This is a genomic window from Maribacter flavus (genome assembly GCF_008386635.1).
GTDB classification, from domain to species: Bacteria; Bacteroidota; Bacteroidia; order Flavobacteriales; family Flavobacteriaceae; genus Maribacter; species Maribacter flavus.
Genome location: NZ_VUOE01000001.1, coordinates 1277365 through 1304268, shown reverse-complemented (window position 1 = coordinate 1304268; position 26904 = coordinate 1277365). Strand labels below are relative to the sequence as shown.

Annotated in this window: 27 protein-coding genes; 12 read left to right on the top strand and 15 right to left on the bottom strand. The window is 42.1% G+C overall.

Annotated features, from left to right (window positions below):
• Positions 1–179: 179 nt before the first annotated feature.
• Positions 180–719 (top strand): CopD family protein, encoded by a 540-nt coding sequence (locus F0361_RS05775; protein WP_154917594.1) that lies wholly within the window; start codon positions 180–182, stop codon positions 717–719.
• Positions 720–821: 102 nt separating this feature from the next.
• On the opposite strand, the gene F0361_RS05770 is transcribed toward F0361_RS05775, so the two are convergent.
• Positions 822–1307 carry a YybH family protein gene (locus F0361_RS05770; protein ID WP_154917593.1) on the bottom strand — a complete coding sequence of 162 codons (486 nt, stop codon included), beginning with the start codon at positions 1305–1307 and terminating at the stop codon, positions 822–824.
• Between the two features lie 386 nt (positions 1308–1693).
• Between F0361_RS05770 and F0361_RS05765 the strand changes: the two genes are divergently transcribed.
• The 4 genes from F0361_RS05765 to F0361_RS05750 are packed head-to-tail and all read left to right on the top strand — an operon-like array spanning position 1694 to position 6604.
• Positions 1694–3124: a sensor histidine kinase gene (locus F0361_RS05765; protein ID WP_154917592.1), complete on the top strand. Its 1431-nt coding sequence runs from the start codon at positions 1694–1696 to the stop codon at positions 3122–3124.
• Positions 3125–3136: 12 nt separating this feature from the next.
• Positions 3137–3919: an enoyl-CoA hydratase/isomerase family protein gene (locus F0361_RS05760; protein ID WP_154917591.1), complete on the top strand. Its 783-nt coding sequence runs from the start codon at positions 3137–3139 to the stop codon at positions 3917–3919.
• Positions 3920–3935: 16 nt separating this feature from the next.
• Complete coding sequence (locus F0361_RS05755) at positions 3936–5486, top strand: hypothetical protein (protein ID WP_154917590.1); 1551 nt, start codon at positions 3936–3938, stop codon at positions 5484–5486.
• 47 nt (positions 5487–5533) lie between these two features.
• Entirely contained in the window at positions 5534–6604 is a 1071-nt protein-coding gene (locus F0361_RS05750) for a PA0069 family radical SAM protein (protein WP_154917589.1), read from the top strand.
• A 92-nt stretch (positions 6605–6696) separates the two neighbouring features.
• Here F0361_RS05750 and F0361_RS05745 read toward each other — a convergent pair whose 3' ends face one another.
• From F0361_RS05745 to F0361_RS05715, 7 genes are all read right to left on the bottom strand, one after another.
• The gene (locus F0361_RS05745) at positions 6697–7362 is read right to left on the bottom strand and encodes a hypothetical protein (RefSeq protein WP_154917588.1); all 666 of its coding nucleotides are present in this window, start codon (positions 7360–7362) and stop codon (positions 6697–6699) included.
• A 123-nt stretch (positions 7363–7485) separates the two neighbouring features.
• A complete protein-coding gene (locus tag F0361_RS05740; RefSeq protein ID WP_154917587.1) occupies positions 7486–9237 on the bottom strand; it encodes an amidohydrolase in 1752 nt (583 codons plus the stop codon).
• Between the two features lie 43 nt (positions 9238–9280).
• Positions 9281–10309: an alpha/beta hydrolase gene (locus F0361_RS05735; RefSeq protein WP_154917586.1), complete on the bottom strand. Its 1029-nt coding sequence runs from the start codon at positions 10307–10309 to the stop codon at positions 9281–9283.
• A 10-nt stretch (positions 10310–10319) separates the two neighbouring features.
• Complete coding sequence (locus tag F0361_RS05730) at positions 10320–10619, bottom strand: AtuA-related protein (RefSeq protein ID WP_154917585.1); 300 nt, start codon at positions 10617–10619, stop codon at positions 10320–10322.
• Positions 10620–10621: 2 nt separating this feature from the next.
• A complete protein-coding gene (locus F0361_RS05725) occupies positions 10622–11959 on the bottom strand; it encodes an acyclic terpene utilization AtuA family protein (protein WP_154917584.1) in 1338 nt (445 codons plus the stop codon).
• 1 nt (position 11960) lies between these two features.
• A complete protein-coding gene (locus F0361_RS05720; protein ID WP_154917583.1) occupies positions 11961–13244 on the bottom strand; it encodes a CitMHS family transporter in 1284 nt (427 codons plus the stop codon).
• Between the two features lie 117 nt (positions 13245–13361).
• Positions 13362–14786, bottom strand: coding sequence for a Gfo/Idh/MocA family protein (locus tag F0361_RS05715; RefSeq protein ID WP_154917582.1), 1425 nt, complete (start codon positions 14784–14786; stop codon positions 13362–13364).
• A gap of 282 nt (positions 14787–15068) precedes the next feature.
• Here F0361_RS05715 and F0361_RS05710 point away from each other — a divergent pair, with 282 nt between their 5' ends.
• A complete protein-coding gene (locus F0361_RS05710; RefSeq protein ID WP_154917581.1) occupies positions 15069–16514 on the top strand; it encodes a glycosyltransferase in 1446 nt (481 codons plus the stop codon).
• Positions 16515–16569: 55 nt separating this feature from the next.
• On the opposite strand, the gene F0361_RS05705 is transcribed toward F0361_RS05710, so the two are convergent.
• From F0361_RS05705 to F0361_RS05695, 3 genes are all read right to left on the bottom strand, one after another.
• Positions 16570–17247: an HD domain-containing protein gene (locus tag F0361_RS05705; protein ID WP_154917580.1), complete on the bottom strand. Its 678-nt coding sequence runs from the start codon at positions 17245–17247 to the stop codon at positions 16570–16572.
• A 23-nt stretch (positions 17248–17270) separates the two neighbouring features.
• Positions 17271–18017, bottom strand: a complete 747-nt coding sequence (locus tag F0361_RS05700) for a lysophospholipid acyltransferase family protein (RefSeq protein ID WP_154917579.1) — start codon at positions 18015–18017, stop codon at positions 17271–17273.
• A 76-nt stretch (positions 18018–18093) separates the two neighbouring features.
• Positions 18094–18504, bottom strand: coding sequence for a BrxA/BrxB family bacilliredoxin (locus tag F0361_RS05695; protein WP_138256479.1), 411 nt, complete (start codon positions 18502–18504; stop codon positions 18094–18096).
• 131 nt (positions 18505–18635) lie between these two features.
• Between F0361_RS05695 and F0361_RS05690 the strand changes: the two genes are divergently transcribed.
• The 4 genes from F0361_RS05690 to F0361_RS05675 all read left to right on the top strand — a co-directional run bounded on the left by F0361_RS05690 (position 18636) and on the right by F0361_RS05675 (position 22191).
• Entirely contained in the window at positions 18636–19376 is a 741-nt protein-coding gene (locus F0361_RS05690; RefSeq protein ID WP_154917578.1) for a TerB family tellurite resistance protein, read from the top strand.
• A gap of 11 nt (positions 19377–19387) precedes the next feature.
• Positions 19388–19972 carry a HupE/UreJ family protein gene (locus F0361_RS05685; protein ID WP_154917577.1) on the top strand — a complete coding sequence of 195 codons (585 nt, stop codon included), beginning with the start codon at positions 19388–19390 and terminating at the stop codon, positions 19970–19972.
• A gap of 156 nt (positions 19973–20128) precedes the next feature.
• On the top strand, positions 20129–20560 hold the full coding sequence (locus F0361_RS05680; RefSeq protein ID WP_154917576.1) for a deoxycytidylate deaminase: 432 nt from the start codon (positions 20129–20131) through the stop codon (positions 20558–20560).
• Positions 20561–20565: 5 nt separating this feature from the next.
• On the top strand, positions 20566–22191 hold the full coding sequence (locus tag F0361_RS05675; RefSeq protein ID WP_154917575.1) for a S41 family peptidase: 1626 nt from the start codon (positions 20566–20568) through the stop codon (positions 22189–22191).
• Here F0361_RS05675 and F0361_RS05670 read toward each other — a convergent pair.
• Both F0361_RS05670 and F0361_RS05665 read right to left on the bottom strand, forming a co-directional pair.
• A complete protein-coding gene (locus F0361_RS05670; protein ID WP_154917574.1) occupies positions 22188–22391 on the bottom strand; it encodes a hypothetical protein in 204 nt (67 codons plus the stop codon). The two genes, F0361_RS05675 and F0361_RS05670, sit on opposite strands and share 4 nt — an antisense overlap.
• A gap of 35 nt (positions 22392–22426) precedes the next feature.
• Positions 22427–23011: a MarC family protein gene (locus F0361_RS05665; RefSeq protein ID WP_138256473.1), complete on the bottom strand. Its 585-nt coding sequence runs from the start codon at positions 23009–23011 to the stop codon at positions 22427–22429.
• A gap of 112 nt (positions 23012–23123) precedes the next feature.
• On the opposite strand from F0361_RS05665, the gene F0361_RS05660 reads away from it, so the two are divergent.
• Complete coding sequence (locus F0361_RS05660; RefSeq protein WP_154917573.1) at positions 23124–23693, top strand: DUF3109 family protein; 570 nt, start codon at positions 23124–23126, stop codon at positions 23691–23693.
• Here F0361_RS05660 and F0361_RS05655 read toward each other — a convergent pair.
• Positions 23686–25587, bottom strand: a complete 1902-nt coding sequence (locus F0361_RS05655) for a tetratricopeptide repeat protein (protein ID WP_246160814.1) — start codon at positions 25585–25587, stop codon at positions 23686–23688. The two genes, F0361_RS05660 and F0361_RS05655, sit on opposite strands and share 8 nt — an antisense overlap.
• A 93-nt stretch (positions 25588–25680) precedes the next feature.
• Complete coding sequence (locus tag F0361_RS05650; protein WP_154917572.1) at positions 25681–26415, bottom strand: LytR/AlgR family response regulator transcription factor; 735 nt, start codon at positions 26413–26415, stop codon at positions 25681–25683.
• A 307-nt stretch (positions 26416–26722) separates the two neighbouring features.
• On the opposite strand from F0361_RS05650, the gene F0361_RS18675 reads away from it, so the two are divergent.
• On the top strand, positions 26723–26872 hold the full coding sequence (locus tag F0361_RS18675; RefSeq protein WP_161598207.1) for a hypothetical protein: 150 nt from the start codon (positions 26723–26725) through the stop codon (positions 26870–26872).
• Positions 26873–26904 lie beyond the last annotated feature (32 nt).

The following is a 26904-nucleotide window of genomic DNA, read 5'->3' as shown; positions in this document are numbered from 1 at the left end:
TTCTTTTTGAACGTTTCAGGTTTTGTTTTGTAACCGTTTTATTAGTGAGTTAGTTGGATAGTGATATAGTGAGTTAGTGGGATGGTGAGTTAGTGAAATCCTTGTGGAAATAATAAGTGTTTGAACTTGAACTTGACTCTTGTATTTGAATTTGATTTTGTATTTGAGTTTAATAGAATATGACCGAATATTATAATTATATAAAAGCCTTGCACCTGATTTTCGTGATTACGTGGTTCGCGGGGCTTTTTTATATCCCAAGATTGTTCATTTATCATATCGAAGCGCAACAAAAACCAGTGGTAGAGCGAGAAATATTGAGCACCCAGTTTAAGTTGATGGAAAAGCGGCTGTGGTATATCATCACGTGGCCATCGGCGGTCTTGGCTACTTTGTTTGCCATTTGGTTATTGATCTTAATGCCCCAGTGGTTGCAACAACCTTGGATGCATATTAAATTGGGGTTTGTACTGTTGCTGATTGTGTATCACTTAAAAAATCACCTCATATTTAAAAGATTCCAGCAGGATGATATCAAATACTCCTCAAATTACATGCGTATATGGAATGAAGGGGCTACACTTATCCTATTTGCAGTGGTCTTTCTGGTTATATTGAAAGGTACTTTTAACTGGATTTTTGGCGTAGTCGGAATCATTGTTTTGGGAATCCTTTTGATGCTGGGAATCAAGCTCTATAAGCGAATACGTCAAAAATGACATTTCCTATGTTAAAAGACGACCTATAATTACTTTGAAGGGTGCTTATTATTCCTGTTACTGGATATACCTTTTCAAAATTGAAATATACCGCTTTCGAAATTAATTTTCGTTCCAAATGTCATGTGTGGTCAACCATGAACCATCTGACTGTCGTCTTAAAATATTTAAATATTTGGAGGAAGTTGTTATAGTTTCCCCACCTTTCTTCGGTGTCGCTTTGACAATAGCTTCACCTCGGCCATAGGCCATGTTTCCTGAAACCTCCACTTCCTCGTAGTAACTATCCAATTCAAGGTTAAAATTATCAAAAAGACCTTGATAATATGCCTCTATCGATTCTTGTCCAATCTGTACATTTTTATTAGGTGCCATGAGTATAGCATCTAGAGTAAAATAAGAAGCAATTGTCTTAGCATCCGATTGATTAAAAGCTTTAGCCCTTTCTTTGCTCAAATTTTCAATCTCAACAATTGCTTTGCTATGTTCGTTTTGAGCAAAAATTGAGGTAAAGACAAGTAAGCTCAAAATATGAGTAAGTTTTTTTCTCAATGTTTTTTGAGTTATGATTACCATTTTTGATGACATATTATTACGATTTCATTTGATTATTAATTCATTTACAATCTTAAAACTCTTTTCTGAAAAACTCGAATGTATTCTGATAATTGGAGCTTATCAAATGTCTCTTTAAAAATATAAACAATAACACTTGGATGGAATTTTATATGGAATAATTCGAATTTTAGCTTACAATCTTCAATCAATACGATGTACGAACTATCTTAGGTTTTCTGTACCTATTGAATTGGTTGTAATTGTTATTTGAATTTATTTTTTCCGTTTGGCTTTAACTTGAGATTTGCGCTTGAACTTGATTTTGAACCCGCTTTGGTGCGATATTTGCTAACTTTGAACGAAATGCCCAGCTTTTGTTAAGTAGATTTTCTTTACGGTCGCGCATCTTCGTATCAATGATATTATTGGTACTGATCGCTTCCGTGCTTATATTGGCCGTTACCATCTATCAGTTTAGGGAAATCAACAGGGATTACCATGAAAACAGGATGGAGCGGAAGGAAGAGCAGATTAGGCAGAGCATCGACTTGACCATTCAAAAGACCACCTATCCGGTCACTACAGAGAATCTTGGTCTCATTTTCAAGGAGGAAATTTATGAGATCGCCGTGGTGCAGAACATGAACTTCAACATTTATAGTTTGGAGGGTGAATTGATCAAAAGCTCACGCCCAAAATTTGAGAACGACCCCATTTCCCTTTGTTTAGATCCGGAAATCCTAAATCAGCTCGATGCCAGCGTTGATAAAAGATACGTGGAGCGCAACAAGGCGGCCGGCGACCAGTATCAGGCTTCCTATACGTATATCGCAGACCGACAATTCAAGCCTATCGGGATATTGAATTTGCCTTATTTTGAGGATAATTCATTCAATGACAAGGAGTTGAACGAGTTTTTGACCCGTTTGGGAGGGGTCTATTTTCTGATGTTCCTCTTGGCCATAGGACTGGCCTACTTCATTTCCAAATATATCACCAGGTCCCTGGAAACCATCAGTGATATGATGGAGCGTACGGACCTTACCCGCAGGAACGAGAAGATCCATTTGGAAAAGCCAGGTGAGGAAATAGAGAAATTGATTTCCTCCTACAATGCCATGATCGATGAATTAAGCCTGAGTGCGGCAAAATTGGCAAAAAGCGAGCGGGAACAGGCTTGGCGCGAAATGGCCAAACAGGTTGCGCATGAAATTAAAAATCCGTTGACACCCATGCGTCTGAGTGTTCAAAGTTTTCAGCGAAAGTTCGACCCCAACGATCCTGATATTGCCGAAAAGGTGGCGGAATATTCCAAGACGCTTATTCAGCAGATCGATACCATGAGCAGCATTGCTTCGGCCTTTTCAAGTTTTGCGGAAATGCCGGCGCAGCAGAACGAAACCCTCAACGTGGTAAAAATCGTGAAACTGGCCCTGGATATCTTCAATGAGGATTACATCCACTTTATTGCGGAAGAAGAGGAAATCATAGCCAAATTGGATCGCACCCAGTTGATACGCGTGGTAACCAATTTGGTAAAGAATGCAATACAGGCCATACCGGAGGAGCATGACTCCCCTAGGATTTTGGTTTCGGTTGCCGAAGACGGGGAAATGGTAAAAATTTCAGTAGCCGATAATGGAATCGGTATCGGAAAGGAAGTAGAGGACAAGATTTTCGAACCCAAGTTCACCACCAAGACCAGTGGAATGGGGCTGGGTCTTGGAATGGTAAAGAACATCGTGGAAACCTATAAAGGAACCATAAATTTCACGTCCCAACCCGGGAAAGGCACGGTTTTTTGTGTTAAATTCCCAAGAGTAGCAAGTATGAGGACCATAAAATAAAAAGCAAGGAATATGTCTTACGAAACGATACTGGTAACCATTGAAGAATCGGTTGCGACCATCACCATCAATCGGCCAAAAAAGCTAAACGCCTTGAACCGGGAGACCATTCAAGAACTGCATGAGGCCATATCGGAGCTCGAGGAGGATGCTGATGTAAAGGTGCTTATCATAACCGGTAGCGGGGAGAAGGCCTTTGTGGCAGGGGCCGATATTTCAGAGTTCGCCGATTTTTCGGTAAAAAAAGGAAAAAAATTGGCTGCCAAAGGGCAGGAACTGTTGTTCGACTTTGTGGAGAACCTTTCCAAACCGGTCATCGCCGCGGTAAACGGTTTTGCCTTGGGAGGCGGGCTGGAACTGGCCATGGCCTGTCACCTTCGGGTGGCGAGCGATAACGCCAAAATGGGCCTTCCGGAGGTGTCCCTTGGCGTGATTCCCGGTTATGGGGGTACCCAGCGCCTTCCCCAATTGGTAGGGAAGGGAAGGGCCATGGAAATGATCATGACCGCAGGAATGATTTCTGCCGAACAGGCAAAAAATTACGGCTTGATAAACCATGTCGTAACACAGGAGGAGCTTTTACCACTGTGTCATAAGATTGCCGAAAAAATCTGTAATAATTCCTCCGTCGCCATATCCCATGCAATAAAAGCGGTAAATGCGGGTTTTATGAATACTGTTAACGGCTACGAGCAGGAAATTGAGGCTTTTGGGGCATGTTTTGGAACGGATGATTTTGCAGAGGGCACCTCGGCATTTTTAGAAAAAAGAAAAGCTGATTTTCCGGGTTCGTAGGTAAAGCGAACTGACCATGTTTAGAAAAATTTTCCTAGTACTTTTTTTGGCGACACTAAACCTTTCCGTTGCCCAAAAGGCCGATGTTGCGTATAACATTGGCGAAAAATATAATGACAAGTACAAGTATTCCAATCTATTGGCCATTGCGGACGATGGCCAGGGCGGAACGGTCATCGTTAGGGCCTACTACACGGGAATCGTGCTAAAACCAAAGGGGTATTTCATTGAACATTACAATGAGGATTTGGAACTGCTTTCCGAATTCAACTATAAGCTGAAAAATGCCAATTTTGTGGATGCATATATCAAGAACGGTCAGGCATACTTACTTTTTCTGGAATACAATTACGACAGAATGGCCTATGAATATCAAGTTCATAGAAGTCCGTATACGGATTATCAGTTCACCAAGGAGACTATTTTGACCATCCCATCGGATCCCGTGGCGGAGCCGCTGGACAGGAATTACTACAATAGGAATTTCTCATCGGGGTTCACTACATCGGTGTTGTTTAACGATGAAAAATCGGCCTTTGCCATCACTACCCATTTTAAAAAGGGTAAGAACAACCAGCACTATATCCATGTTTTTGATGCCGGACTGAACAAATTGATGGAACATGATTTTTCGGCAGAAGTCGAAGAAAAAAATTATGCCTTTGAGACGATCACCTTCTCGGAAGACTTTAGCAATGTATACTTGGTAGGAAAGGCCTATTTCAAGAAAAAACGTTTCAATGCCACGGAGCGCAAGTTCCAATATGAAATGGTACGCGTTTCCAGTACTGGGGGTACAACGCAGTCGTTTTACACGCCGGGCAAGTTTCCAGAGGCCCTGAAACCTATTTTTAAGGGCAAGGAATTATTGTGTCTAGGTTTCTATGCCGATAGAAAGGATAACCGATATAACGGCATCTCCTACTTTAAAATGAATCCGAGGACCTTGGAAATCGAAAGTCAAAAGTTCAATCCGTTTTCTGAACAGTTCATGAAGGATAAGTTCGGTAGGGAAGACGATAAGACGTTGAAAAACTTGGTATTCAAGGGAATGAACATTACCTCCAAAGGAAATATTTTATTTAATGCCGAAGAGTATTTCACCAGTACCAGTACGCAGGCCAATAGTAGTGGTGGTAGGGTGTTGGTCACCAGATATCACCACAACGACATTGTAAGTGCCAAACTGAGCGGTGAGGGCGACTTGATCTGGGCCAGAAATATCAACAAGACCGAAGTTACCCAAGGCGATGGGGCCTACGCCTCGTACAGTTCCCTCACCAAGGACGATACTACCTACTTTTTCATTAGTACCTCGGCCGAAAACCCACAGCAGTTGAGTGACGAACGCATCATGTTCAAACAAGGTTTGAGCAGGAACAGGAACGTGTTTTTGATCAAGTTGGATGAAAATGGCCGCATGAACTATGAAAAGGTCATCGACGATACCGATGCCCGCTTGCCCTTAATGGTTTCCAAACCCTATATTGACAAATTGCATGACGAGCTCCTATTCTATGCAAAGCGCGGCTCCAAAAAACAATTGGTCCAAGTAGCTGTTAAGTAATCTCGTTTAATGGATATATTCCATATTTTTGGAATAAATCCATTAAAATGAACAATTCCCCTATAAAAGGAAGAGGGGCACAGGAAAATACGCCCAACAAATTCCTTCAATATAGTTACGAGACTCGGGACGATTTTCTGGAGTTCTGCCGATTGGAAGGTGAGCCGGCCGATACAAACAAAACCCAGTACATTCCTATTTTTCCAAAGACGATCGTCAACGAAGTGACAAGTCCCGATGTGGGGATGCTATATTCCATGAACCCCTATCAGGGCTGTGAACATGGTTGTGTCTATTGCTATGCAAGAAATAGCCACGAATACTGGGGTTACAGCGCCGGCTTGGATTTTGAGCGAAAAATATTGGTTAAGAGAGATGCTCCAAGATTGCTAGAAAAGAAGTTGAAAAGCAAGTCCTGGAAGGCCTGCACCATTGTACTTTCGGGTAATACCGATTGCTACCAGCCTGCGGAACAGGAATTCAAATTAACAAGGGCCTGTTTGGAGGTTTTTTTGAAATACAGGCACCCTGTAGGAATCATCACGAAAAATGCCTTGATATTAAGGGATTTGGACCTCTTAAAGGAATTGAACAACTACGGACTCATCGGGGTGAATGTTTCTATAACTTCCTTAAAGGAGGAGACCCGGCGGATTTTGGAACCGAGAACCGCTTCTATCCCCAAAAGGCTGAAGGTAATAAAAGTTCTGTCCGATAACGGCATTCCGGTCAATGCGATGTTGGCCCCCATCATTCCGGGAATCAATAGCCATGAGGTCATGGATTTGGCCAAAGCCGTTTCGGAAAATGGGGCGGTATCCTTTGCTTTTACGGTTGTGAGATTGAACGGTGCCATTGGCGGTATCTTCACCGATTGGATCCGCAAGACCCTACCTGATAGGGCGGACAAGGTACTCAACCAAATCAAGGAATGCCATGGAGGTACCTTAAACGATAGCCGCTTTGGTATCCGAAGTAAGGGCGAAGGGAAGATAGCCACCCAAATCCACGATATGGTCAGGCTCGCAAAACGCGTCTATTTTAAGGACAAAAAGTTTCCCGCTTTGAACACGGAATTGCATGAACAATACAAGACTGGTCAGTTGAGTCTTTTTTAACTATTTAGGAAAATAAGTAATGAGAATGCTATGTCTATATTGAACGAAAAGAACTTGTTTTTAACTCAGTTCTTTGTTGTTAGCTGACCTTTTCATTCAATTTTGAATTGTAGTTTCTCATGTGTTTTTGTCGGTATGATTTTTCCATTTTCACCTAGAATATGAGAATATAGAATTTTTGAATCGTCAAGTGAATTCTTTATTACCATCCTGTATTCCTTTTGATACTTGTGAATGTCTTTTTTTACAAAAGGATTCAATTCAATTCTGCCTTCTCTATTTAAATCTTCATAAGTAACTGTTTTAGCGAATAATTGAATATTGTCTTTTTCAGCATACTCAAATACACTATCTATAAACATTTTGGGGTTTGATATTACTAGGGCGTGTCCTCCAAAATTTGACATTCTTTCGTCTACCTCAAAAATGTCTGAGCGTTCAAAATCCTTATTCGTGACAGCATAAAAACTACATGTCAAATAGTTATGATTAAACTGGGTTAGCTTAGTCAAGGTGCCAGGAACGCTTCTAAATTTAAATTCCCCGAGCTTTGGATGATTAAGGGTTGTTTGAATATTTTTTAGATTTTCAATCCATATAGCTCCTTCATTACTGTCTCCTTGTGCCTCGTTAAGCTTTTTAATTTGATTGAATGCTTTGGCTGCTTTGAAATAAAGCTCGCCTTTATTACGAAGAGATTCCAAATATTTCTTTTGTCCGAATTTAATTAAGAATAAAATACGTTCAGATTGACTCATATTACCGCTTTGGCTTAATCAGAACGCCGTGCTATGTACGCCACCTGCGTTATCAGTGGGCGAGTTGATGCGCTAGTGGCGAATTTTATGGAAATATAGTGAAAACCTGTAACGATGGTTCAGTTATCTGACATCTTTTGTGTAAACCACCTGCCCATTAAAAATGGTCATTACCACTTGGGTGTCCAATAATGTATCTTCGGGTACCGTCATTAGATCTTGGTCAAAAATGGTGAAGTCGGCCAGTTTTCCTTCCGTTATGGAACCCTTAATACCTTCTTCAAAGGCGCCATAAGCGGCATCAAGCGTATAGGAACGTAAGGCCTGTTCCCGGGTCATCTTTTGAGCGGGTTCATAACCCCCCTCTGGATTCCCTTCCAGGGTTTTCCGTGTGACACTTGCGTAAAAACTGGCAATAGGGTTCAAGGGTTCCACGGGAACATCCGTACCGTTCACAATGGGAATCCCGCTCTTTAAAAGGGCCTGCCACATGTAGGCACCTTCCTTGATTCGTTTTTCTCCCAAACGGTCTATCGCCCAAGGACGATCGGAGGATAAATGCACGGCCTGCATTGCGGGAATGACTCCAAGCTCCGCGAACCTTGGAATATCGTCCGGGTGTAAATGCTGGGCATGTTCTATACGAAACCTATTGTCATTGACCATCTGCGGTTTTTCCTTAAAAGCCGCTTCATAGCGGTCCAAAATTTCCCGATTGGCGCGATCTCCAATGGCGTGGGAACAGACCTGAAAGCCATGTTCCAGCCCTTTCAAGGATGTTTCCTTGACAAATTCCATGGGCAAGGTCTCATGGCCAAAATGATCAGGCCTATCGGAATAGGGTTCCAACAACCAGGCCCCTCTAGACCCAAGGGCCCCGTCGCAATTCAGTTTTATGGACCGTATGGTAAAAAGGTGCTCAGGATCTACGTTGGGACCTTTTTTGTACCATTCGTTGAGGAGCTCTTTGTCCCATCCCGTTAACATGGCGTACATACGTATCCCCATTTTACCTTGGGCCTTCATTTTGTCATAAAGGGCAATGGTTTCCCTCCCAATGCCGGCATCATGGAAACCCGTAATACCGTTTCGGTGGCAGGCGGCCACGGCCAATTCGAAGGCCTGAATGTCCTTCTCTGGCGTGTTCTCAGGGATGTGTTTGGTGATAAGGGTCATGGCACGTTCGTTAAACACCCCGGTTGGGAGGCCCAAATCATCCACGATGACCTCACCACCTTCCACGGAAAGGGCATCCATGTTTTCGGTACCCATCAATTGAAGTCCGGCCAATTCCATTGCTTTTGCATTTGCAAAACCGGCGTGTCCGCTGGCATGTCTTAGGTAGACAGGATTATCTGGCGATATGGCACTAAGTGCTTCATGGGTGGGAAAACCTAAAACGCTATTTTCCGGCAGTTGGTCCCATTTGCTCTGGTGCCAGCCCCGTCCCGTAATCCACTCACCGGGTTGTGCTTTTTGGACCGCATCTGCAACGGCATCGATAATTTCCTGAAAGCTTTTGGTGTTGATAAGGTCGAGATTAAGTTCATTGTAGCCGAGACCCATAAAATGTCCGTGCCCTTCGATCAGTCCGGGTGTCATGGTCTTACCCTCCAAATCGATTACTTGGGTTTCTGGGCCTTTTAGTTTTTCGGCATTTTCCAAACTACCGGAAAACAGGATTTTGTTATCAAGGGTGACCACGGCTTCCACCACGGGATTCAGGGAATCCATGGTGTAAATGGGGCCACCGTGGATCAATAGGGTGCCGGTTTGTTTCTTTTCGGTTGTACAAGAAAGTACGACCAGGGCAATGATGGCATAGCTGATAAGGACAATCCGTTTTTGAAAGGCAAGCAACAATAGTTTTCTCATGATAGTCAAATTAGTTAATCGGTTGGTTATCAACCTACATGTATTATTCAAAATCAAGATAATAATCAAAGAAAGGTAACATTTGTTGCGGAATTCGGCCATCTTCTGTATAGATATTGTTCGTATGGTTGCCAATATATTCTTCGGCAAAATGTTTTACACCTACGTTTTCCAAGCGCTGACTGAACATTTTACATTGTATGGTAAAACGTTCCCCGGCATTTCTTCCCCAATCGAATTTTATGGCCCTAAGCGCATTGAGATTTTCCATATATTCATCGATCATATGAACGGGCATTTCGGAATACCATTTTTGTAGCACTTCGGGATTGGCAGCAATTTCGTCATTTACATATTCAAAAGGTAAATCAAAATAAAATGGCGGTTTATTGGGGTTTGGGGACCATGACCTTCCGAACGCCATAATGACTTTTCCAAAATAGGATTTTGAAAGATCTTCTATGGTTTTCATTTTGGAAAATTCAACATAAGTATTGCTGTTCGGTCCATATTCCCTTACAATGGTCAGTGCTCCAGGACTCAGCGCATAAACGGTTTGAAAAATATCCGGGTGTTTCATGGCGATTTTTAAAGCACCGTATCCCCCCATACTATGTCCGGTAATTCCTCGGCTACCGGGTTTGGCCAAGGTTCGATAGTTCTTATCCATATAAGAGACCAAATCATAGGCGGTAAAATCTTCCCAGTTTCCAAAAACTCCCGTGTTCGAGTAAAAGCTTCCGTCATAGGTGGTCCGCTGATCGGGTATTACAAGAATAAAGGGGTCAATCTTTTCGGCCGCGATGGCATAATCCAAAAGGTCTTTCATGTAATCCATTAGACTATTGTCGTTCAAAAAACCGTGTAAAAAATAGATTACGGGATATCTGGTTTCTGAACCGTCATAATTTGGTGGCAAATAAACGGACACCTTTCTGGTTGGGTTCTCGCCTAAATCATTCTCCAGGTTCTTCGAATAAATAGAGTCTAAGACCACTTTTCCTTGGAATACCTCTTGAGCGGATAGCAAACTTGTTAGCGATAGAAATAGAATGACCAATATTTTTTTCATAATCTTTGTTTTAAAAAGGTATGTCCAATAAATAAGCCCCAAGCGTTTTTCCGTGTTTGTCCAAGGCGGTGGAAGACGTCACCCCACCTCCAAGAGCATCATACATTACAAAATTGAGCGCGCCAAGTTGAGGTAGATCATATCTTTTGACCTCACCCAGTACCTGTTTCCCAAACCATTTCTTAATAAATTCCGGAGTTAATTTTTCCGAAACCATATTAAAATGTTCAGGGTCATAGACGGTAACGGAAACATTACTGATGTTTCCCTTGTCCCCGGTTCTCACATGAGCAACTTCCCATAATTTCATGGCTAGTTAGTTTTATAGAGTACGTTAATTTCAAAATCATCTTTGGGAACCAATATGGAGGCAATGGAAATAATCTCCTCTACTTTTTTGGTTGCACCGCCACCACCATAAGGACCATTGGTATATAAGGTCTCCACCTCATTGGCAATGAACTGGGCCTGTTCTTTGGTGTTTGTTTTCCCCGCTACCCTTAATCGAACTTCATTGATTTCCTTGGGCATTTCCCCTTCATCAAATAGGGAATTTATACCGATAAGATCACATCGTAATTTCGAGATTGGGAAAGGCAGGTTTTCTAACCTTTTTTCTACGATTTCCTTGGCCAATAGCGCCCTTGCAATACAGTTGGGGCCGCCGTAACTTATTTGGCCTTCGCCAATAAAACCATTCAAATAGCCAACGCTTACTTTATACGTTGCCGTAGCCGATTTTCCCGAGGCCCCGGAAAATTCAATAATGTCCTTTTGTAATTCATGGAACGTAACTTTCGAAAAATCAGCGGTGCAATCTGGGGTTAGATAATTTTCCGGATCATGTATTTCATACAGCAATTGTTCCGTACATGTAGCGGTGGTGACCATACCCCCGGTATTCTCCAATTTAGTGATAAAGCCTTCCCCGGCATCATTTACTTCAACTAGGGGAAATCCTAAATTCCAAAGATCTGGAACTTCTTTAATACCGGGATCGGCAAAATAGCCCCCGGTTGCTTGTCCGGCACATTCCAATAGGTGGCCGATCATGGTTCCGATGCCCATTTTTTTCCAATCGGTTTTTTCCCATTCAAACTCATAAAGCAAGGGTGCCAGGAAAAGGGAAGGGTCCGCAACCCTTCCGGTAATGATAATGTCCGCATCGTTGCTTAAAGCTTCAACAATGCCATCGGAGCCCAAATAGGCATTTGCGGAGAATAGGTCCTTATTAATTTCAGATAATGGCTGCCCGGTTTCAATAACAGTTTCTCGGATGTAATCCTGTATTTTATGCGATATGTCATCCCCAATAACTGCAGCTACTTTCAGGTTTTTAAGCCCCAATGTAGTAGCCAATTTTGCAACCTCTTCCATGGCTTTTTTTGGATTGGCCGCCCCCATATTGGTAATGACCTTGATCTTGTTTTTATGTGCCAATGGAAGAACTTTTTCCATCCGATAAAGAAGAAGGTCATTATAGCCTTTTTCCGGATCGGCCTTTTTAGCTTTTTGGGCCAAGGCGATGGTCCTTTCGGCAAGGCCTTCAAAACAGATATAATTTAGATTGCCATGCTCCATTAATTCAAGGGCAGGTTCTAATCGATCTCCAGCATACCCAGCTCCGCTTCCTATTCTAATCTTTTTCATGCTACCAGCTTATTGCTCCAATCATTAGGGATAAAACTAAGATAACCATGGTCACCAAAAATGCCAATGGTATGGTTTTTTTCTGATGATCCCCCAATTCGATTCCCGTGAGTCCAATTAATAGATACGTGGAGCCCGTTAACGGACTTACCGGAAACCCTGTTGTCATTTGACCGATAATCGAGGCCCTTCCTACCTCAATAGCCTCCACACCAAAGTGGGATGCCGTGGTGGACAATAAGGGCAGTATTCCAAAATAATAGGAATCCGGATCAAACAACAGACTGGCAGGCATGGATAATACACCGGTTATGACGGCCAAGTGACTACCTATGGTATCTGGAATGTAAGTTACTGCACTTTCTGCCATGGCATTTATCATCCCTGAACCTTTTAAGATTCCCGTAAAACATCCTGCGGCAAATAATATACTGGCCATTAAAAGAGCTGCCTTTGCATGTGCGTTGATTCGCTCGCCCTGCTCCTTTGGATTCGGGTAATTTACTAGTAAGGATATAGAAAACGCTATCATAAAAATAATATGCGGCGGGGCGATTCCACTGATCAAAACTCCCACTGCGACCAATACAAGGGCAATATTGAAATAATATAGCCTTGGACGTTCCAGTTTGGTATCTGTTTCTTGTTCCCGTGCTATGACATCAATATCAGCACCTTTATTCACACGTTCCCTTTTGCCAAGAATATAGGCGATAACCAAAACGGTCAAAAGGCCTCCAATAACGGGAATCAATAATGGGTTAAATAATTCGGTAACGTTTACCTCCAAAGCTGTGGCTGCCCGTATGGTTGGTCCACCCCAAGGTAGGATATTCATTGTGCCCGCGGCCAACGCGGCTATGGTGGCCAAGGTGGTTCTCTTCATTTGCAACGTATCGTACAACGGTAAAAGTGCCGGAATTGTCACCAAAAACGTTACGGCGCCCGAGCCATCCAAATGAACGGCCATGGCCAATAATGCCGTAGCCACGGCAACCCGGGACGGATTGTTCCCGGCAAATTTCAGTAGGGCCCTTATCAGGGGTTTAAAGGTTCCCGCATCGGTCAATATACCAAAGAATAGAATGGCAAAAATGAACATGACCCCAGTGGGAGCGATGGATTTTAAACCATCGGTTATAAAAGTTGCTATTTCCGTAGTAAAACCACCCAAAAGAGCGGTTACGATAGGAACTATAATCAAGGCTACAACAGCGGCCATTTTCTTGCTCATGACAAGGAACAAAAGAGCAACTATGGTTAAAAGACCCAGCCAGGCAAGCATGTAAAATTAAGTATTAAGTTGGTTTACGTTTTTAAATATAGGGATTTGGACCGTTTAAAAAGTAAAAGGCCAGGAATTAAACCCTAGCCCTTTTATACATTTTTGATTATTGGCCGCTTAGCTTAATTCCCATCCTTTTCGGTAACTTCCTTTTACCCATTCGTTCGCTTTTTCCCAATTGGTTACCCGCATGTTGTCGCCATCCCAAAGGATTTTTCGTCGACCTGGATATTCAAAAGGGTCCCAGTCTCCCAATTTTTTGCCTTCCTTCAGTTTCTTATATTGGAAGGCCTTAATGGCCAAATTACCCATGAGAACTGCTTCTGTCAAAGGTCCGGAGCGTTCAAAGTCAGAAGAGGTTTCCACTCCTTCCAAACATCCTTCCACAAAATTTCTTTGGTGGCCGCCCGTATCCCCAGGAATACGTTTTAAATAGGGTTTTGGAGGTGTCAACAATTCCATGGTCGTTGAGGGCAATAATCGTGCGTTTCTAGAATAGGTATCACAGACCAAAATTCCTCGGGTACCGTAGAAAATGCTTCCACCACCGTTATCTCCAATCGTTTCTCCATCCTTCAATTCATCCGGTAAATCAGGGAGTAATCCACCATCATACCAGTTCAAGGCGATATCGCCATGTTCTGGCGTGTTGAATTTTAATCGTACAATGGACGAAGCCGGACAGGATTCGCTGTAATCTGCCTCCACAAAATCACCCACCCAATTCGTGGTGCAACTTGCCTCGGCTTCGGTTGGATAACCAAGTCCCAAAACACTAAATGGGGTTTCCATAATGTGACAGCCCATATCGCCCAAGGCACCTGTTCCAAAATCCCAAAAACCTCTCCATTTAAAGGGTAGATAAGCATCATTATAATCCCTCATCTCGGCGGTCCCCAACCAAAGGTCCCAATCCAGACCCTTGGGAATACGGTCTTTTCCTTGGGGAACGGGAACACCCTGTGGCCAAACGGGTCGGTTTGTCCAACAATCTACCTTATACACTTTTCCAATAATTCCGGAATCTATCCATTCCTTGGCTTCGCGACTGCCATCACTGGAAGCGCCTTGGTTTCCCATTTGTGTAACGATTCCGTTTTCCTTGGCCACTTGGGTCATTAAACGCGCCTCATTGATATTGTGGGTCAACGGTTTTTCAACATAGGCATGCTTTTTTGCCCTCATAAAAGGCAGGGCAATAGATGCATGCATATGGTCCGGAGTGGCTACCATAATGGCATCCATATCGTTCAGATGCTTGTCATAGACCGTTCTAAAATCCTTGTACCTTTTAACATCGGGGAAATTGGCATAGGTTTCCGCTGCCCTTCTATCATCGACATCGCAAAAGGAAACAAATTTCACTTTTTGAGTTTCATTGAGCCCCTGGATTACACCGGCCCCACGTCCACCAACACCAAATGCACCCAAATAAAGGGTATCACTTGGAGGCACATGGGTTTTTCCCATTACAAAACTGGGAACAATACTAAATGCGGTCGAGGCAGCAACCGTATTTTTTATAAACTTTCTTCTTTGCATGATAAAATAAAATTTGACTGAGCTAGGAAGGTACAAAAAATTGACTTTTTATATAAACCAATCGGATTTTATTAAACCAATAAAATTTAGTCTTTAATTTTTAGGTATTCACAATGCAACCAAGTAGGATTTCAATGTTGTGGATGTCGTTTAAATAAGGCGAAAACCATCACAGATTCTTAGCTAAAAGTTAAAGAATCCCATTTTGCATAAATATATCATAATGGATAATCCATAAGGGGTTTGTAGCCGTATAACAACTAGAACAAATCAAGAACACAAATGAAATCTGAAAATACTTTTACACCTGAATTGAACGCTACCAAACAGTCCGATACCAGACCGAGTATCAAGAACGGATTCTTATTGAAAACCAGACTCCAATCCTTTATCCAAAATGCCAATGCATGGGGGGTCTTTGTAATGGGCAGCACCTTTGTCCTTATGATAGCTTCCATCTATGTAATGTATGTGTTGCAGTCCGATTACGACCAGTTTAATCAAGACCGATTGAGTACCACTTTTGGTATGATTTTTATGGTCATCGCTACCGGACTCTTTGCTTTTAAAGCCGGATTTTTTGTCTATACACTGTACCGATATTTCCGTTATAAGGCAATCGAATCCGTCTCCAATGAGGAATTGCCCACATGTACCGTAATCGTTCCTGCATATAATGAGGGAAAACAGGTATACGCCACTTTGATGAGCCTGGCGAACAGTGATTACCCTGTTGAAAAATTACAATTGCTATCCATTGATGATGGCAGTAAGGACGATACTTGGTATTGGATGCAGGAAGCCAAAAGAGTTCTAGGGGATAGGGTCGTTATCTACCAACAACCTAAGAATATGGGTAAAAGACACGCCCTTTACCGCGGATTCAACGAGGGAACTGGAGAGGTTTTCGTAACCGTGGATAGTGATTCCATCGTTAAAAAGGACACGCTTAGGAATTTAGTAAGTCCGTTCGTGACGAATGAGAAATGTGGGGCGGTAGCGGGCAACATTAGGGTACTGAACAACGAAAAGGCCTTGATTCCTAAAATGCTGGACGTAAGTTTTGTGTTGAGTTTTGAATTTGTAAGATCTGCGGAAAGTAGCTTAAATTCTGTGTTGTGTACCCCGGGAGCATTGGCCGCGTATAGAAGGACCGCCGTATTCGCCTGTTTGGATGCCTGGATAAACCAGACCTTTATGGGACAACCTTCGGACATTGGCGAGGACAGGGCCATGACCAATATGATTTTGAAGCAGGGATACCATGTGCTATTTCAAAGAAACGCCTATGCCTATACCAATGTTCCCGAAAAATATAAGGGGCTTTACAAGATGTTCATCCGTTGGGGTAGGAGCAATGTTAGGGAGAATATAGAAATGTCCAAGTATGTTTTTACAAACTTTAGGGAAGGTTCCAAAGCGGGCACTAGACTATTGTTTTTTAGCCAGGCGACCAAGATTGTAATGAGTTATCCTTTCTTGTTGTTCATGTTGTACTTTGTGGTAACACATCCGCTGTTGTTTGTAGCATCCACACTAACAAGCATTTTGGTTTTGTCCACATTCCCGGTCATATTTTATGCAAAGCGATATAATTTCATGGAATCCTTTTGGGCCTATTCGTATAGTGTTATGTACACCTTTGGGTTGTTTTGGATTACCCCATATGCCATAGCCACAGCCAACAGAAGAGGATGGTTGACCCGCGGTTTGGCAGAAAAGAAATAAGTAATAGAGAATTTGAGGATATTTGGAAAGGAGCCGGTCTTAACGGGCTCCTTTTTTATGGATTGGACTTCGCCGATAATGGATTCCATTCTTTATAAAACTGCTCAAGGTAGTCTAACATGAATTGGTGCCTCTCAGCTGCCAGTTTTTTCCCGGTTTCAGTATTCATTTTATCCTTCAGAAGAAGCAATTTTTCATAAAAATGATTGATAGTGGGCGCCTTGGATTTTTTGTATGCTTCTTTGGTCAGCTTTAGATTGGGTGGAATGTCAGGATTGTAGAGCTCCCTATTTTTAAATCCGCCGTAATTGAAAGCCCTTGCTATACCAATGGCCCCAATGGCATCCAAACGGTCGGCATCCTGTACTACCTGTAGTTCCTTTGAAACGAATGCTTTCTTTTTGGAAGTACCTAAGCTGTTTTTAAAGGAAATATGTTTTATGATTTTTACGACATGACCAACGACCTTTTTTTTGACCTTTAGCGATCGTAGAAAATCGGAAGCCATTTGCGGACCCATGTTTTCATCGCCACCGTGAAATTTTGCATCGGCTATATCATGCAAAAGGGCCCCAAGGCTTACCACAAGAATGTCCACATCCTCGTCCTTCGCAATGAACATCGCATTTTGGAACACCCGTTTAATATGGAACCAGTCATGTCCGCCTTCCGCATTTTGTAACGTTTCCTTGACAAAGGTTATGGTCTCCTCAACGATTTCCGTATTGCTCATTTAAAAGGGTTTTATTGAAAACCTCATGGACTTGTCCTGAAGTGTTTTATACCGGAAACTACCGCAGCTTCCGCCTTGGCGAGCAAACCGTCATAGTCCCCGTCGTTTTCAAAAGGTTCGTGAACGTCAAATGACACTTTTGCGCCCAAGCCCATGGGGAATTTACCAAATCGGACCAATTTCCATGAATTGTTGATGCTTATGGGAACGATCAATGCAGATGGCGCCTTTTTCATCAGCATTTTTAGCCCCATGGGTTTAAAAGGTTTTGGATGGCCGTCCCTACTTCTGGTACCTTCCGGAAAAATAACGGCTGCCCGATTGTGTTTTTCAATATACGCGCCTAGTTTGCCTATTTCCATTAGCGAAGCCTTGGCATCTTTCCGATCGATCAAAACGGAACCGCCGTGCCTTAAATTGAACGAAACACTGGGAATACCTTTGCCAAGTTCCTTCTTGCTCACAAACTTGGGGTGGTGCTTTCGCATATACCAGATAATGGGGGGGATGTCGTACATACTCTGGTGGTTGGTGACGATGATCAAGGGTCTATCCGTGGGTATGGTATAGGGATTCGTGAATCTGTAGGTGGTTCCAAGAATATTTGTGGAACGCATTAGAAACCAGTTGAGCAGACTGACCGTTTTTTTAATGCCAGGGTACCCAAAAAGTTTTAACCCCAACCAAAGTATGGGATGAAAAATAACCAATATCAACCCAAAGGCTATAAAGAAAAAGGGGGTGACAATGTAGGATAGCATTTTTTGCATGCTACAAAAATAAAAAACCGCTCTGGTAAGAGCGGTGATTCCGTATTAAAATAAGAGCTCGTTAGAAGGATTTGTTCTAACAGAATTCGTTATAGGCCTGTACCAAGTTTTCCGCGATCATTTCCGCAGGTCTTCCTTCAATATGATGACGTTCTATCATATGGACCAGTTCTCCGTCTTTGAACAAGGCCATGGATGGTGAAGATGGAGGAAATGGGACCATCAAGTTTCTGGCAGCATTGACAGCTTCCGTGTCCACACCGGCAAAAACGGTAACCGTATGGTCCGGCGTTTTGGCGTTCTGTAAGCTCATTTTTGCAGCGGGCCTGGCATTGGCAGCGGCACAGCCACACACAGAATTTACGACTACCAAGGTAGTTCCTTGTTGCTTAATGGCATTTTCGACAGCTTCGGCCGTATATAATTCTTCAAACCCGGCCGAAGCCAAGTCGTCTCTCATAGGTTTTACTAATTCCGCAGGATACATAGTATTATTTTTTTTAAAATCCGAAATACAAATATAACCAATTTGATATATTTCCTTGGTCACCTTAACGTTTCCTTAGTCATCCGTATTCTGCCTAAAATCATATCTTTGGAAATTATCAAAAGATTGGAATGATTAAATGGATCGGGGCCTTCATAGGCTTTTTTTTAAGGGGATTTGTTGGGGCCATTTTGGGCTTTTTTGTGGGTAGCGCCCTGGACAGTCTCTTTGGCTCGGGTACTGGTAGGGCACAGAGCGTATTTAGTGATTTTACGAGACCCAACGTTTCACCGGCAGATTTTGAACTGAACTTACTTTCGTTGTGCTCCATTGTCATAAAGGCCGATGGTCAGGTAAGCCAACAGGAAATGGACTACGTACGGCAGTACTTTGTGGGTACCTACGGAAAGGAGAAGGCGAATGCCATTTTTAGGACCTTCAATGATATCAATAAGAAAAGGGAGATTTCCGCACAGCGAATAAGCAGTTTTTTGGCACAAAGGACGCGTTATGAAGTCCGGCTGCAGTTGCTTCATTTTTTGTTCGGTATTGCCCAGGCCGATGGAAACGTAAGCACACCCGAAATCAACAAAATCAGGGAAATTGCCGGTTATCTACGGGTTTCCCAGCAAGACTTTGAAAGCATCATGGCGATGTTCATCAAATCTGCAGACAATGCCTACAAAATACTGGAAATTGAAAAATCTGCTTCCAATGAGGAGGTCAAAAAAGCCTACCGGAATATGGCCAAAAAATACCATCCGGACAGGGTAAATACACAGGACGAAGCTATAAAAAAAGGCGCCGAGGAAAAGTTCAAACAGGTTCAGCTTGCCTACGAGACCATTCAGAAGGAAAGGGGAATCAATTAACAATAGAAGCTATGGGAAATTTTTGGTTTTATATTGAAATGGGTCTAAATCATGTATTGGACCTTAGTGCCTATGACCATATTTTGTTTTTATCGGCCTTGGCAATACCGTTTACCTTCAAAAGTTGGAAAAAGGTATTGGTATTGGCTACTGTTTTTACGGTCACGCACTGCCTGTCCCTGATGCTTTCCGTTTTTGAAGTGGTGGTAGTGAAAGTGTCCCTTATCGAGTTCTTGATTCCGGTTACCATTTTTCTGACCGCGTTGTTCAACATTGTATATCAACGGCGAATACAGGAACACAATAGCATTTTGTTACATGTTTTGGCGACGGCGTTCTTTGGTCTCATCCATGGTTTTGGATTTTCCAATTATTTTAAAATGTTGATTTCGGGGGAAGAGGAAAAATGGACCCCATTGTTGGGTTTTGCTACCGGAATTGAAATTTCACAGGTAATCATCGTACTATTGGTCCTATGCCTGGCATACGTTTGTCAGTCCTTGTTTAAGGTGAGGCCATCCATTTTTGTAGTAGTGGCGAGTGCAATTGTGTTGTTAATCACAATACCCTTGTTGTATTCAACGTTTCCTTGGTAAGGAGGTCGAAGCTATCTGGGTCCGAACGGAAATTTGAGTCTTTTGGTCAAGTCCAAATAACAAATATTGAGGAAAAGTTAAAATTGTCACTATACCTTTGTAAAGGTATTTAAAGCGGGTATCTTAGACAATCCAAGCATTTTTGCTTCCGGTTACATGAACAAATCGAAACAGGAAAAATACGATAAGGCCTACCTAAGAATGGCCAAGGAGTGGGGCAAACTCTCATACTGCAAGCGAAAACAGGTGGGGGCCATTATCGTAAAGGATAGAATGATCATTTCCGATGGATATAACGGCACTCCAACCGGCTTTGAGAATTACTGCGAGGACGAAGAAGGCTACACGAAGTGGTATGTGCTCCACGCGGAGGCGAATGCCATTTTAAAGGTAGCTTCGTCAACACAGAGCTGTCAGGGCGCTACCTTATACATAACGTTATCGCCCTGTAGGGAATGCAGTAAATTGATACATCAATCTGGCATAAAACGTGTAGTATATCAAATAGCGTACAAGGACGATTCTGGCCTAAGTTTTTTGAAAAGGGCGGGAGTGGAACTTGAATTTATGCCCCAAATAGAGGATTGACATTAATGAAGAATAAGTATACATATCTATTGCCCACCATAATCGCCTTGGCCTTGGCCATTGGTATTTTTGTAGGTGGTAAACTTAACTTCAACGATACGCCCGAGAAATTATTCACCACCAATTCCAAAAAGGACAAGTTAAATAGGCTGATCGATTATATCGACTACGAATATGTGGACGATGTCAATACGGACAGCATTGTTGACGTAACCGTAAACAGCATCTTGGAGAAGTTGGACCCCCATTCCGTGTATATCCCTGAAAAGGAGATGACCCGTGTTTCAGAGAATATGAAAGGGGATTTTGTAGGTATTGGCATCAATTTTTATCCTTACAGGGACACCATATCGGTAATACGCGCAGTAAAGGACGGCCCCAGTTTTGCCAAGGGAATAAAGCCTGGAGACCGTATCCTTATGGCGGACAACGACACGCTCTATGGAAAGAACATGCCCAGTGATCTTATCGTTCAAAAACTAAAGGGCAAGGAAGGTACGCCCGTCAAATTGAAAGTATATCGAAAGTCAGAGGATAGAATGTTCGATGTTACGGTAACCAGGGGTGTAGTACCGATTAAAAGTGTGGAATCCTTTTATATGCTTACGGACGATATTGGGTATATCAAAGTGACCCGTTTTGCGGAATCTACATACGACGAATTTAAATCGGCCTTGAAACAGTTACAAAAAGAAGGGGCCCATAAATTGGTCCTGGATTTGAGGGACAATCCTGGAGGATACCTGAACATTGCCGAACAGATGGCGGATGAATTTTTGGAGGACAACAAACTAATATTGTTCACTAAGAACAAAAAGGGAAAAATAGACAAGACCTATGCAACCCGCAGGGGCAGTTTTGAGGATAAACCGGTCTACGTCCTAATCAACGAACGTTCCGCTTCGGCCAGTGAAATTGTTGCAGGGGCGCTACAGGATAACGACATAGGCATCATTGTAGGGAGAAGATCCTTTGGGAAGGGCTTGGTACAGCGGGAAATGGCCTTGGGGGATGGTTCCGCGGTTCGCTTGACCGTATCCCGATATTATACGCCCACCGGTAGGAGCATCCAGAAAAGCTATGCCAACGGAAGTAAGGACTATTACGAACGATTTACAGAAAGATACCATAGCGGGGAGATGGTTTCCGTGGACAGTATCAAGGTGGCCGACTCCCTAAAATTTACCACACCCAAAGGAAAGGTGGTTTATGGAGGAGGGGGAATTATTCCCGATGAATTTGTTCCCATTGGCACCAATGAGGAAGAAGCCGTAGAAAGTATGGATAGTTTAGGGTTTTTATCCTTTTTTGTATTCGAACATCTTGATGAAAACCGGGAACTATATGCGGACTATACGGCTGAAGAATTTTTCAGGTATTTTAGGGTGGACGATATCCTTTTTGAAAAGTTTGTGGATTATTCTTTGGAACGAAATCTCAAAATGAATTTTTATGATTTTGAGGATAACATTAAACTGTATCTAAAGGCCTCCTTGGCGGAGCAACTGTTCAATGCCAATATGCATGCCAAAATAAAAAGCGTGGAAGATCCCATGTTGTTAAAGGTGTTGGAACTGGACAACCCTACCATACAACAAGGGGAGGCCGAAGCTATAGAATCCCAAAATTAATCCTCGTTAATTTTCTTCTGGATTTTTTTGCTTGTATAGAAGATGAGTATCAGGACAATGGCACACAAGGATGCCATAACGCCAATAATGGCCACGACACTATTGCCTTCAAAAGGATTCTCAAAATCAATCAACGTTACGTTGTATGCAATCAGCGCAACCGCACATATCACCAGTATAATCGATAAAGTCTTGTTCATTTTAATCACTTAGGACATTAAAAATACACTAATTTCTATTGATTGAAAAGCTCGTTTATGTTGGCGGCAAAGAGCTTAACGGCAATGGCCATCAGAATAACTCCAAATACCTTTCGAATAACATTGAGACCTCCCTTGCCCAAGACTCTTTCGAGTTTGACAGAGGATTTAAGGACCAAATAGACAAAAATGACATTGACAATAATCGATACGATGATATTCTCAACGTAGTATTCCGCCCTTAGGGAAAGTAGTGAGGTCAGGGTACCTGCACCTGCAATTAGGGGAAAGGCAATAGGTACAATGGAGGCACTTTCAGGTTGATCGTCCTTATAAATGGAGATGCCCAAAATCATTTCGATCGCCAAAAAGAAAATAATAAAGGCACCAGCTACGGCAAAGGAATTTACATCTATTCCAATTAGATTGAGGATTTCCTCACCAAGGAAAAGAAAGGCGACCATAATACAGGCGGCAACGATCGATGCCTTTTCTGATTGGATGTGCCCCACTTTTTTGCGGAGTCCAATAATGATGGGGATACTTCCCAATATGTCGATAACGGCAAACAATACCATACTGGCCGTGGCGATTTCCCTAAAGTCAAAATGAAAGGTCATTCTTCAAAATTTTTTGCAAATCTACGTTTATAAATAAGTCTTTGGATGTTATGAAATTGATAATGTTTAAATGACGATGTAAATGCCGTATCTTTCAGCCCAAAATTTTCTCATGTTTCAATTAGGAAAAACCATCGTCTCCGAAGAAATCATTGAAAACGACTTCGTTTGCAACCTAAATGCTTGCAAGGGTGCTTGTTGTGTGGACGGTGATGCCGGTGCACCATTGGAAGATAAGGAAACGGAGATTCTAGTGGACATCTATGATAAGGTGAAGCCTTTTTTGAGACCGGAAGGAATTGCGGTTATTGAAAGTGAAGGAGCTTTCGTCAAGGGCGATGACGGGGAATGGGAGACACCGCTAATAAACGGAAGTGAATGTGCCTACGTCACCTTTGATGAAAGAAATATAGCAAAATGCGGTATTGAAGAGGCCTACAACCAAGGTAAGATCAAGTGGAAAAAGCCCATTTCATGTCATTTGTATCCGGTGCGGATCAGGGAATACACGGCCCTAACTGCGGTGAACTACCATAAATGGCAGATCTGTGATCCTGCCTGTACGCTGGGCGCCGAATTGAAAGTTCCCATTTACAAGTTCGTAAAAGAAGCATTGATCCGCAAGTTTGGGAAGCAATGGTACGATGAGTTGGAAGAAGTAGCTACGGAACACCTCAAATAGTTGGGATGTGCAGTAATATCTTGGTGCCCGAAGGATTGTTCTCGGTATCATAGATGTCGATAATTTCCACTTGGAATGAGTTTTGGTAGTCCTTGGAAAAGTTGGCCAATCGCTCTTTGGTTATATCAATACCTACCGATTTTCTTTTTAGCACTTTACGCTCCTTGATTTTTTCGGCGGCATCGCGACCCACCCCATCATCGGTAATGGCAATCCTAATAAATCCTTCCCTGCCCTTCATTACGTCCAACTGAATGTTTTTTTCACCTTCCTTAGAGGATAATCCGTGCCACAAGGCGTTTTCCAGAAATGGCTGAAGAATCAAGGATGGAATTTTTACATTGTGTACGTCAATATCATCCGCAATGTTAACTTTAAAAATTATCTCGTTCGAGAAACGGATATTTTCAATGTTCATATAGAGTTCCACGGTCTCCAGCTCTTCGGCCAGGGATATTTCCCGCTGGGAGGAGGCTTCCAAAATTTTCCGTACCAATTTGGAGAATTTGTTCAAGTAATGGACGGCATTTTTCTTTTCGTTGTTTATGATATACAACTTAATGGAATTCAACGAGTTGAATAGAAAATGCGGATTCATTTGACTACGTAACATCGTCTGTTCCAGAGTGAGTAGTTTCTTTTCACTACTCAATTGGTATTGTCTATACAGGATATAAAGAATTCCGGCAGCAAGCGCCAAACCAATAAAGGTGATGAGCAACATGGTCCTGTTTTTCCGTAAGGTAATGGCTTGGTTTTTTACTTCTTCCTCCAAGGATTTTAGCTGGTCATTTTGCTTTTCCGCCTCATATCGTACGATCATGTCGTTCACATACCTAACGTTCAAGTTATTGGTAACCTGTTCCTCGTATTTTTTGGACTCCTTATAATAATTCATGGCCTTTTTGAAGTCGTCCATTTTCATCCATAATTCGGATAAAAATTTATTGGCCTCCGCTATTTCCGATGGAAAATTGTACGCCTTGGCAGTTTTAAGTCCCTCGAGTAGATAGGATTCCGCCTGGTTGTAATCTCCTGTATTCAAATTGGCCCAACCCAAATTATTAAGGATCGTAGCTATTATTTCCTGGTCTCCCAAGGCCTTTGCCCTCGTTAAGGATGACTGGAGCAGTGCAAGTGCCTCGTCCATTCTATCCATATGAACATACACATGGGCAATGCTATAGTTACAAATGATTTTCCCTTTTTCCGAGTTTATTTCTTCATTGTAGGAAAGTGATTTTTGAAAGTTTTCCAAAGCGGGTTCCAATTTTCCTTGTGCTTCATAGCACTCCCCAACATTTTGATGATTTATGGCCAACCCAAGTTTGTTTCCCAGCTCCTTCTCCAATTGCATTGATTCCTTGAACTTTTGAATGGCCAGTTCGTATTGTTCCAAAAGCTGATAGATGTTCCCAATGGAGTTCAGGGAAACGTTGATACTTCGTTTTAGCCCTACAGATCTATCCTCCGGTTTTACGGTTTCTGCGAGTTCAAGGGCTTCTTGGCTGTAATCCAGTGCAGATTTGATGGCCTCCGTACGCCTATACACGACACTTATCATATTGAGGCTGTAAACCCTAAATTCGAGATTGTCCGCTTGAATCGAAAGTTTAAGCGCTTCTTGAAAAAGGGTGAGTGCCTTTGGATAATTGGAGATGTCCCTGTAAACCCTTCCTATTTGATTCAGGGCGTATAGTTCCGCTTCTGGATAATTGTTGTTTTTGGACGCTTGGGCAACGAATCGCATGGATAGCGTATCTTTCCTGGAATCCCTTAAAAAACTGTCTATTTCTGCATAGGTCCTTGGCGTTGCCGCTATCATTTGGGTTACCTTTTTCCTAAAGGAATCCGGAACATCCTGCGATCGGACCACATGGAAGGACAGTAACATACCATAAAAAAGGATAAACCTTCTTAAAAACAAAGAAGGTTTCAGGTATGCGGAATCGCAATGATTTTTAAAAAGGTTTAAAATCATGTAAACTTATAACAAGTCAAGAAAATCTGATTTCTTTTGTCTGGAAACAGGTATCTTATGATTGGATTTTAAGACCACATAACCATCGGTCTTAAGAAATTCCTTAATCTTATTTAGGTTGATGATGTAGGAGTTGTGAATTCTGAAAAAGCATTCTTCGGGTAGCAATTGGTTTACCTCCTTTAGTTTTTTGGTAAGTACGATTTTCTGACCGTCGGTTAAGAAAATCGTGCTGTAATTTCCGTCGGATTCGGCATACAATATTTCATCGCTTTCCAAAAAAAGTAACTTGCCATCCGTGTTTAGGGTAATTCTTTTGTTCGTGGACCTCGCATTGAAATTGATCAGGATACTTTCCAACTTTTCGGCGGTTAAATTCTTCGAGTTGAACTTTTTGATTTTGGTAATGGTGTCTTCCAAATCATCCGAATCAATAGGCTTTAGTAAATAGTCGATAGCCTCGTTTTTGAGTGCCTTAATGGCATATTGGTTGTAAGCGGTAGTGATGACGACCGGAAAGTTCTTGTTCGTTAGCTTTTGGATGAATTGAAAACCATCCATTGTTGGCATTTCAATATCTAGGAAAAGACAGTCTGGTGTATTTTTTTCTAAATAATCCAGTGCCTCAAAAGGATTTGTAAATGATGCCATTACATGAATTTCCTCACTAAAGTTCGTGAGTTCCCAGGTAAGACTTTGGAGCGCCTTTATTTCATCGTCGACGATTACAGCTTCTAACATATTTACACTTTACGCTATGGGGAAGTTAATCAAAATTAGTACTTAGAGTATACACTTATTGGTAATTTGTATCAATGGATAATTTTTCAGTATAACTGGTAAAAATTGTAAAATCAGTCGTTTACGGGTTAAAAATCAAGTTAAACTGTAAGAAAATAAATACAAAGAGTAATTTTTTTTGGAACCCCTAAAATCCTGCCTTCCGATTATACAAAAAAGAATGCAGTTTATACATGTTGCCCACGGCAAGGCTATTCTTGTCATAAATTCGTAGTGGATAATTGTGCAACTTGTAAATTAACTGATTATGAAAAGATGCTTGCTTATGTTCGGGATATTATTGGTGGTCGTAATTGTAGCATCTATACTGGAACACAAAAATTCTGGAGAGGTTTTGAACGAAAAATTGGCCATAGGACAAAATGCGGCTAAAACGATAGTTGATGCCCGTAATTAGATATTGGGAAAAGGATGTATCGTTTTATCATT